The 2,988-nt window shown below is 35.6% G+C and carries 2 protein-coding genes; both read right to left on the bottom strand.

The features are described from left to right. Positions 1-569, bottom strand: a 569-nt coding sequence (locus BLR93_RS17650; RefSeq protein WP_139184438.1) for a hypothetical protein, incomplete at its 3' end; no start/stop codon positions are given. Positions 570-729: 160 nt separating this feature from the next. Then, positions 730-2,988, bottom strand: a 2,259-nt coding sequence (locus BLR93_RS17645) for an alginate lyase family protein (protein WP_175559407.1), incomplete at its 5' end; no start/stop codon positions are given.

Below are 2,988 nucleotides of genomic sequence, written 5' to 3'. Positions count from 1 at the left end.
GTGAGTTGTTCCTCGGTGGTGGTAGTTTCTGTTTCTCCCCCAGTAGTTTTCGAGGAGTCATCCTCGGTCATCACAATATCCTCTTTCTCCTCGTAGAAAAAGGCGATATTTCCTATGTAGATGACATCATTACCCTCCTCATCCTGATATAATGGATACTCTATATCCTCAAGAGTTGAAACCGAAGGATTTTCAGCACCTATACTTGAATAGAAGGAAGATTCCTTTTTAAATAGTTCTTTTTCCGCTACCTCTAAATTAAAGTAGCCTGGTACTTCTTCACCTGTTTCAACCTTTTCTACTAACTCTACAGGGATGGGTTTATATATCTCTCCATACTGGATCCTCACACCATCTTCTTTCTCTTCCCCATATATATAAGTTGATTTTTTGATAGAAATGTTTCCCACTGTTACATCTTGAGTTGTCTTATATAACTCAAAGTTTCCAGTTTGCTGAACCTCATCACTATTAGTTTCAGCTTCCACAGATAAAGGAAAATTAACAAAGAAAATTAACAGAAACGGAATAACCAAGAACCTATTTGCTAACAATTTTTTACTAACCATTGATTGCTCCTTTCCTTAGTTGTAAACAAACTATTATTTACTATTGCTAAATTAATAGACTGCTATATTATATATCGGCATTATACCAAAAACAATAAAGTATTTTTATATTAAAAAAAGGTATAATGCAAGTTAATTGCATTATACCTTTCTTTAAATATTATTGAGAAAGAGAAAATACTGACTCTATCTCGGAGTTGGTGTCTATGGCTTCAATGATAATAGCATGTGTTTCTATAGGGTTACTAGTACCATTCAAATGCCAGCCTAACAAATCAGGTTCTTTTTGTCCTTTTATATCTTCTATTGTTACTTCACTGTTACTATTAATTTGTAAGGTTCCTATTTCTTCCTCGCCTATAAATAATTTAATTATATTTCCCTCTATACGCGGCGTTACTCCCTCCGCTAAATTCCAAATAATCTTATAATTATTCTCGTCATCAGAAGTGATACTGTCCTTAACCCTAATTTCATTTAGAGTCCTATCGTACGTAAGATTCCTTTTATGCTCAACGCCCTCATACCTTTTATTCACACCACTAACACTGCTAATGTCATCATCTAAAGAATAGTCTACTAAATGGGTTTTATCATATTTTCCATCGGTTCGTGGAAGTCCTTTATCATTCACTATCAAAGTATTATGCGCATAGGAAGAGTAACCGAATTGGGTCAGTGGTAAGTCGTAGTCATATCCATTGGGTCCTGCCTCTGAGATGATGTCATGACCGTTGGCATAAATCCAAACACTCAAGTCATCGGAATGCTTATGGTAGTCTGTGTGATAAGCCGCCGTGAAATGAATGTAAGTAGCATGGTCGCCTTTTTCCCAATCATCTCTAAAGATTGCATAACCAGCATCCTCAAATACTACGCTATGTTCTCCAGGTTTTACTCCTTGCTTCCCTTGGCTCAATACATATAAATAGTGTTGGTTTTCTTTCCACAATGATGTAGGTGGTGTTACATTACTAAACGTATCCCCAATTAAGGGTAAAGTGCCATCAGGTTTTATTAGCCATATATAATAATTGGCCATCAGATGATAAAGGCTATTGTAATAATTATATTGATTGCTGTCTCCCATTAACGAGAAAAAGTCCCTATATCTCTTTACAGAACTCGCTATCGTCTGATGGTAGCCAGGTGAATGCTCTAAATGAACACCCTCTTCAGAGATAATAAAATTAAAATAGCTCTCTAATCTTTCCTCCCCAACTTCACTGTAGATTTGGCTTTTAGGCAAACTATTAAAGTAATCACTAAATACTAGTAAAGCCTCATCTTGAAACATCCCATGATTGGTATTAGTTGTATGAAAATCGTTTGATAGCAAGATATCAGCGTGCTCTATCATATTTTCTAAAAGAAACTGTAATTGCTCTTCATTCAAAACAGTTTTTGCACTGTCGAAGAAATTAACCCAAGTTACCAACCTTCTGGCAGATGCTTCATCATGCCAGGACATACTATGGGCAGGATCTTGATATGGGTTTTTCTCGACCCAATCCTTAATAGATTCAAATCCCTTTATAATATACTCTTCATTTCCATTTTCTTTATATGCTGCAATTAAGTCATTGAGAAAGAAATTAGCGTGTAGGGCACGATAGTAAGAGCGGGAAAGTTCTTCGCCTTTGACAGGGCTCTCTCCCCAATGTATTCCTTTCGAGAAATCAAATGTCCCATAGCTAGAAATTTGATAGAAACCATTTAGGATATTGTTACTTGAAGTAACATAATTCCTATTTGGATTAATGAAAAAAGATTTTATACGATCCACGGTTGCCGAGGTATCTTTATGTTGATATTCTACTACTAATTTTTCTAAATCTTGGGCTTCAAAATCTAATAAATCACTTTTTTTTACATAACCAATTCTATCTAGATAGATTATACGCCACCAATTGCCGTAATCTGTAGTAATCGGAAAAACAGTGCCTCTTTCAAGTTCTCCAAAAGGAACTAAATTTCCGGATGTATTATCGTATACTGGGGTGTTTTGGGAAACTAAAAATTTTTTTCCGGAGTTGGAATAATTCATATTTAAATTTTTTATTTCCTTACCTGTTGCGAAGCCTGTATCATTTTTGTGAACATACCCATTAGACCCACCAAAATCAACATGCCACCAATTACCATAATTATTTGATATAGGGTAAACTTGGCCTTTAGTCAACTCACCAATCTTTTTAAGATAGCCGCTTTGATTATCATATACGGCCAAGTTATCTTTATGAACACGAAAGTAATTATCACCACTCTGAAACTCAGCTTTAACCAAATCTTTATTTATATATCCAACACGATCAGTAAAGAGGACACGCCACCAGTTGCCGTAGTCGGTTGCGATTGGGAATCTCTCCCCTTTTTCTATCTTACCGAATGGTTTCAAGCTTCCCGATGCATTATCATA

The organism is Sediminibacillus albus (assembly GCF_900101125.1).
In the GTDB taxonomy this organism is placed as follows: domain Bacteria; phylum Bacillota; class Bacilli; order Bacillales; family Amphibacillaceae; genus Sediminibacillus; species Sediminibacillus albus.
This window is presented reverse-complemented; position numbering and strand designations above follow the sequence as displayed.